Genomic DNA, 5397 nt, shown 5'->3' with positions numbered 1-5397 from the left:
GCGTCCGCCTCGACGCCGGCGTCGAGTCCGGCAGCGTCATCGGCCCCGCCTGGGACTCCCTCCTGGCCAAACTCGTCATCACCGGCGCCACCCGCGAACAGGCCCTCCAGCGCGCCGCCCGCGCACTCGCGGAGTTCAAGGTCGAGGGCATGGCCACCGCCATCCCCTTCCACCAGGCCGTCGTGGTCGACCCCGCCTTCACCGCCGACCCCTTCCGCGTCCACACCCGCTGGATCGAGACCGAGTTCGTCAACGAGATCAAGCCCTTCGCCCCCGCCGGGGACGACACCGACGAGGACGAGACCGGCCGCGAGACCATCGTCGTCGAGGTCGGCGGCAAACGACTCGAGGTCTCCCTGCCCTCCAGCCTCGGCATGACCCTCGCCCGCACCGGCCTGGCCGCCGGCGCCAAACCCAAGCGCCGCGCCGCGAAGAAGTCCGGCCCCACCGCCTCCGGCGACACCCTCGCCTCCCCCATGCAGGGCACCATCGTCAAGATCGCCGTCGAAGAAGGCCAGGAAGTCAAGGAAGGCGACCTCGTCGTCGTCCTCGAAGCCATGAAGATGGAACAACCCCTCAACGCCCACAAATCCGGCACCATCCAGGGCCTGAGCGCGGCGGTCGGCGCGTCCGTGACCTCCGGTGCCGCGATCTGCGAGATCAAGGACTGACACCGGGACACCCCGAGTCACGGTTACCGTGTGAAGGGCCCGCAGGCATCCGCCTGCGGGCCCTTTTCGCCGAAGGAGGGCCGTCCGTACGTCATGCGAGCCGACGCGCGCCGCAATCACGAGCGGCTGGTGAGGGAGGCCAGGGCCGCCTTCGCGGAGCAGGGCACGGACGCGTCCCTGGAGGAGATCGCCCGCCGCGCCGGCCTGGGGATCGGCACGCTCTACCGCCATTTCCCGACGCGGGCGGACCTGCTGAACGCGGTCTTCCAGGAAGCCGTCACCACGCTGCTGCGCCGTTCGCGCGAGCTGGCCGGGGCGGAGGCGCCGTGCGGTGCGCTGGTGGAGTGGCTGCGCACGCTCATCACTCATGCCAGTGAGTACCGGGGGCTGGCGCACGCGCTCATGTCGGCCTCGTACGACCGGGGTTCGGCGCTCGCCCGGTGCAGTGAGCCGTTGCGGACGGCGGGCGAGGAGTTGCTGGCGCGTGCGCGGGAGGCGGGTCAGGTGCGGGCCGATGTGTCGATCGGCGATCTGATGCAGCTCACGAAGGCGATCGCGCTGGCGGCGGAACAGTGCCCGGAGGACACGGAGTTGGCGGACCGTCTGCTCACCCTGACCCTGCGCGGCCTGAAGGCCTGAGCCCTCCCGGGCCGGAGCCGTACGGGAGGCGCACGCCCGGGTCTCGTACCGGGGCGTACGGGCCGGGACGTACGGGAGGCGCGTGCCGCGCCCGTACCGGAGCCGTACTCCCGTCTCGTACGGCGCCGGGGATCAGCGGCGTCGCATGTCCGCGACGCGGGCGGTGCGCTCCATCGGGTCGGCTCCGAGGCCGCCCGCGCCCGGTCCCCGGAACTGGCCCGTCTGCGGCATCCGTCCCCGCTGGACGGGCAGCGGCATGTCGCGGCGGCCCCGGGGTGGCGGGGGAAGCTGCTCGGCCGCACCCGTGCCCTGGCCGGTGCCGGCGACGGCGATCTGGACGCCCTGGTCGGCGAGGGCCTGGAGCTCGGTGGCGGCCCGGTCGTCGTGGGCCGGAGGCTCGTCGGTGACCAGCCGGGTGATCACGTCGGTCGGCACCGTCTGGAACATGGTGTCGGTGCCGAGCTTGGTGTGGTCGGCGAGGACGACGACCTCGGCCGCCGCCTGCACCAGCGCCCGGTCCACGCTCGCGGAGAGCATGTTGGAGGTGGAGAGGCCGCGCTCGGCGGTCAGTCCGCTGCCGGAGAGGAAGGCACGGGAGACCCGCAGCCCCTGGAGGGACTGCTCGGCGCCGCTGCCGACGAGGGCGTAGTTGGAGCCGCGCAGGGTGCCGCCGGTCATGACGACCTCGACCCGGTTGGCGTGGGCGAGGGCCTGGGCGACCAGCAGGGAGTTGGTGACGACGGTCAGTCCGGGCACCCGGGCGAGCCGGCGCGCCAGCTCCTGCGTGGTCGTCCCGGCGCCGACGACGATGGCCTCGCCCTCTTCGACGAGGCTCGCCGCGACATCGGCGATGGCCGTCTTCTCCGCCGTCGCGAGATGGGATTTCTGCGGGAAGCCGGATTCTCGCGTGAATCCGCCCGGCAACACCGCACCGCCGTGCCGGCGGTCGAGGAGTCCTTCTGCCTCCAGCGCCCGTACGTCTCTTCGTACGGTCACTTCGGAGGTCTGGACGACGCGGGCGAGCTCACGGAGCGACACGGCTCCGTTGGCGCGCACCATTTCGAGGATCAACTGGCGACGTTCTGCAGCGAACACGAAACTGACAGTAACGTGACCGCCCGATAGTTTTCAGCAGTATGCGCCGAATTGCAGAAGTTGCGCACGAGCGGGGCCCTCAAGTGGTATGGAGGGCCCCGCCGTTGATCGTTCTATGCCCCGGCTTGCCGGGGGTTGTCCGAGTCGGAGAACCGTTCCCGCAGGCGGGAGCGGCGACCGGCCCGAGGGTCAGGCCTCGCCCGCCGTCTTTCGGGTGTGCAACTGCCGTGCCACTTCCGCGATCGAGCCCGACAGGGAGGGGTACACGGTGAAAGCATTTGCGATCTGTTCGACCGTCAGATTGTTGTCGACCGCGATCGAGATGGGGTGGATGAGCTCGCTCGCCCGGGGGGCGACGACGCAGCCGCCGACCACGATGCCGGTGCCCGGACGGCAGAAGATCTTCACGAAGCCGTCCCGGATGCCCTGCATCTTGGCGCGCGGGTTGCGCAGCAGCGGGAGCTTGACGACCCGGGCGTCGATCTTGCCCGCGTCCACGTCCGCCTGCGTGTAACCGACGGTGGCGATCTCCGGGTCGGTGAAGACGTTCGCGGAGACCGTCTTGAGGTTCAGCGGGGTCACCGCGTCGCCGAGGAAGTGGTACATGGCGATCCGGCCCTGCATGGCGGCAACCGAGGCGAGCGCGAAGACGCCGGTGACGTCACCGGCCGCGTACACGCCGGGGGCGCTCGTGCGGGAGACCCGGTCGGTCAGGATGTGCCCGGAGTCCCTCAGCCGGACCCCCGCCTCCTCCAGGCCCATGCCGGCCGTGTTCGGGATCGCGCCGACCGCCATCAGGCAGTGGGTGCCGGAGATGACACGCCCGTCGGCGAGGGTGACCTCCACCCGGTCGCCGACCCGCTTGGCGGACTCGGCGCGCGAGCGGGCCATGACGTTCATGCCGCGCCGGCGGAAGACGTCCTCCAGGACGGCCGCCGCGTCCGGGTCCTCGCCCGGCAGCACGCGGTCGCGCGAGGAGACCAGGGTGACCCGCGAGCCGAGCGCCTGGTAGGCGCCGGCGAACTCGGCGCCGGTGACGCCGGAGCCGACCACGATGAGCTCCTCGGGCAGCTCCTTGAGGTCGTACACCTGCGTCCAGTTCAGGATGCGCTCGCCGTCCGGCTTGGCGTCGGGCAGCTCGCGCGGGTGACCGCCGGTGGCGATCAGGACGGCGTCGGCGGTCAGCGTCTCCTCGCTGCCGTCGGCGGCGGTCACGATCACCTGGCGGGAGCCGTCCACCGCCTGCCGGCCGGAGAGCCGGCCACGGCCGCGCAGCACCCGGGCGCCGGCCCGGGTCACGGAGGCGGTGATGTCGTGCGACTGGGCGAGCGCGAGCCGCTTCACACGGCGGTTCACCTTGCCGAGGTCCACGCCCACGACGCGGGCGGCCTGCTCCAGGTGGGGGGTGTCGTCCGCGACGATGATGCCGAGCTCCTCGTAGGAGGAGTCGAAGGTGGTCATCACCTCGGCGGTGGCGATCAGGGTCTTGGAGGGGACGCAGTCGGTCAGGACGGACGCGCCGCCGAGGCCGTCGCAGTCGACGACGGTCACCTCCGCGCCGAGTTGGGCGCCCACCAGGGCCGCCTCGTATCCGCCGGGTCCGCCGCCGATGATCACGATCCGGGTCACTGGGATCTACGCCTCGCGCTCTCGTTCTGCCGGGGTGGTCCCCCCGCTGGGCTGCAGTGCGTACGCCATTGTCCCGCACGCTTCAAGTGCGTACCCCATTCTCCCGCACGGCGGGGGGCTCCTCTCGTCGGGGCCTCCATACGGCCCTCACCTCGGAGTTCGGCGGAGTGACCACACCCTCCCGTACCCTCGGTCCCATGTCGCTCTACGCCGCGTACGCCGGCAACCTCGACGCGCGGCTGATGAGTCGCCGCGCACCGCACTCCCCGCTGCGCAGCACCGGCTGGCTCAACGGCTGGCGGCTGACCTTCGGCGGCGAGCAGATGGGCTGGGAGGGAGCGCTCGCCACCATCGTGGAGGCCCCCCGCTCCCAGGTCTTCGTGGCGCTGTACGACATCGCGCCGATGGACGAGGACTCGATGGACCGCTGGGAGGGCGTCGGCCTCGACATCTACCGCCGGATGCGGGTGCGGGTGCACACGCTGGACGGCGAGGAGCCGGCCTGGGTGTACGTGCTCAACGCGTACGAGGGCGGCCTGCCCTCCGCCCGGTACCTGGGCGAGGTGGCCGACGCGGCCGAGTCGGCGGGAGCCCCCCACGACTACGTGATGGAACTCCGCAAGCGACCCTGCTGAGCGCCACCGACGGACGGGTGCGGACGCGGGCGCCCCTGCCGGGCCACCGGGGGCTCGCCGTCCGTACCGCTCCTCCCCCGGGGCCCCGGCCTCGCCCTCCGGCGCGTTCGTGGGAAACGACAAGACAACGATCGCAGCTCCGTTCGCAGCGTCATCTACGCGCGTAGGGTTTCTCGGGCTAGGCTTCTGCGCGTATCAAATCCGTCCGGGGTCTTCCCTCGGACCCCCCTCCCCGAGGCGAGAGAGTCAGTGAACGCAACTGCCACCCCGTACGAGGCCGCCGAGGCCGCTGCCGCGCGTCTCCGCGAGCTGACCGGAGTCGAGAACCACGACGTCGCCCTGGTCATGGGCTCCGGCTGGGCGCCCGCCGTCGACGCGCTCGGTGCCCCCGAGGCCGAGTTCCCGGTGACCGAGCTCCCCGGTTTCCCGCCGCCGGTCGTCGAGGGCCACGGCGGCAAGATCCGCTCGTACAAGATCGGTGAGAAGCGCGCCCTCGTCTTCCTCGGCCGCACCCACTTCTACGAGGGCCGGGGCGTCGCCTCCGTCGCCCACGGCGTCCGCACCGCCGTCGCCGCCGGCGTCAGGACCGTCGTCCTGACCAACGGCTGCGGCGGCCTGCGCGAGGGCATGCGCCCCGGCCAGCCGGTCCTGATCAGCGACCACATCAACCTGACGGCCGCCTCGCCGATCGTCGGCGCGAACTTCGTGGACCTCACCGACCTGTACTC

General features: G+C 71.8%; 5 protein-coding genes and 1 pseudogene. 4 read left to right on the top strand and 2 right to left on the bottom strand.

Going from position 1 to position 5397, the window contains the following annotated elements:
• Both RIF68_RS26165 and RIF68_RS26160 read left to right on the top strand, forming a co-directional pair.
• Window positions 1-671: biotin/lipoyl-containing protein (locus RIF68_RS26165; protein WP_309053757.1), on the top strand; the 671-nt coding region annotated here is incomplete at its 5' end.
• A gap of 93 nt (window positions 672-764) precedes the next feature.
• A complete protein-coding gene (locus RIF68_RS26160; protein ID WP_309053756.1) occupies window positions 765-1310 on the top strand; it encodes a helix-turn-helix domain-containing protein in 546 nt (181 codons plus the stop codon).
• 132 nt (window positions 1311-1442) lie between these two features.
• Here RIF68_RS26160 and RIF68_RS26155 read toward each other — a convergent pair whose 3' ends face one another.
• Window positions 1443-2369 carry a DeoR/GlpR family DNA-binding transcription regulator gene (locus RIF68_RS26155; RefSeq protein WP_375165189.1) on the bottom strand — a complete coding sequence of 309 codons (927 nt, stop codon included), beginning with the start codon at window positions 2367-2369 and terminating at the stop codon, window positions 1443-1445.
• A gap of 225 nt (window positions 2370-2594) precedes the next feature.
• Complete coding sequence (locus RIF68_RS26150) at window positions 2595-4034, bottom strand: NAD(P)H-quinone dehydrogenase (RefSeq protein ID WP_309053754.1); 1440 nt, start codon at window positions 4032-4034, stop codon at window positions 2595-2597.
• A gap of 197 nt (window positions 4035-4231) precedes the next feature.
• On the opposite strand from RIF68_RS26150, the gene RIF68_RS26145 reads away from it, so the two are divergent.
• Entirely contained in the window at window positions 4232-4669 is a 438-nt protein-coding gene (locus tag RIF68_RS26145) for a gamma-glutamylcyclotransferase (RefSeq protein WP_309053753.1), read from the top strand.
• Window positions 4670-4918: 249 nt separating this feature from the next.
• A pseudogene (locus tag RIF68_RS26140) lies at window positions 4919-5397 on the top strand (purine-nucleoside phosphorylase); the annotation flags it as partial.

Origin of the sequence: Streptomyces sp., from assembly GCF_031178505.1 — a bacterium.
Classification (GTDB): domain Bacteria; phylum Actinomycetota; class Actinomycetes; order Streptomycetales; family Streptomycetaceae; genus Streptomyces; species Streptomyces gulbargensis.
Note: the sequence above shows the minus strand (reverse complement) of the source record. Positions and strands in the feature narration are given on the sequence as shown.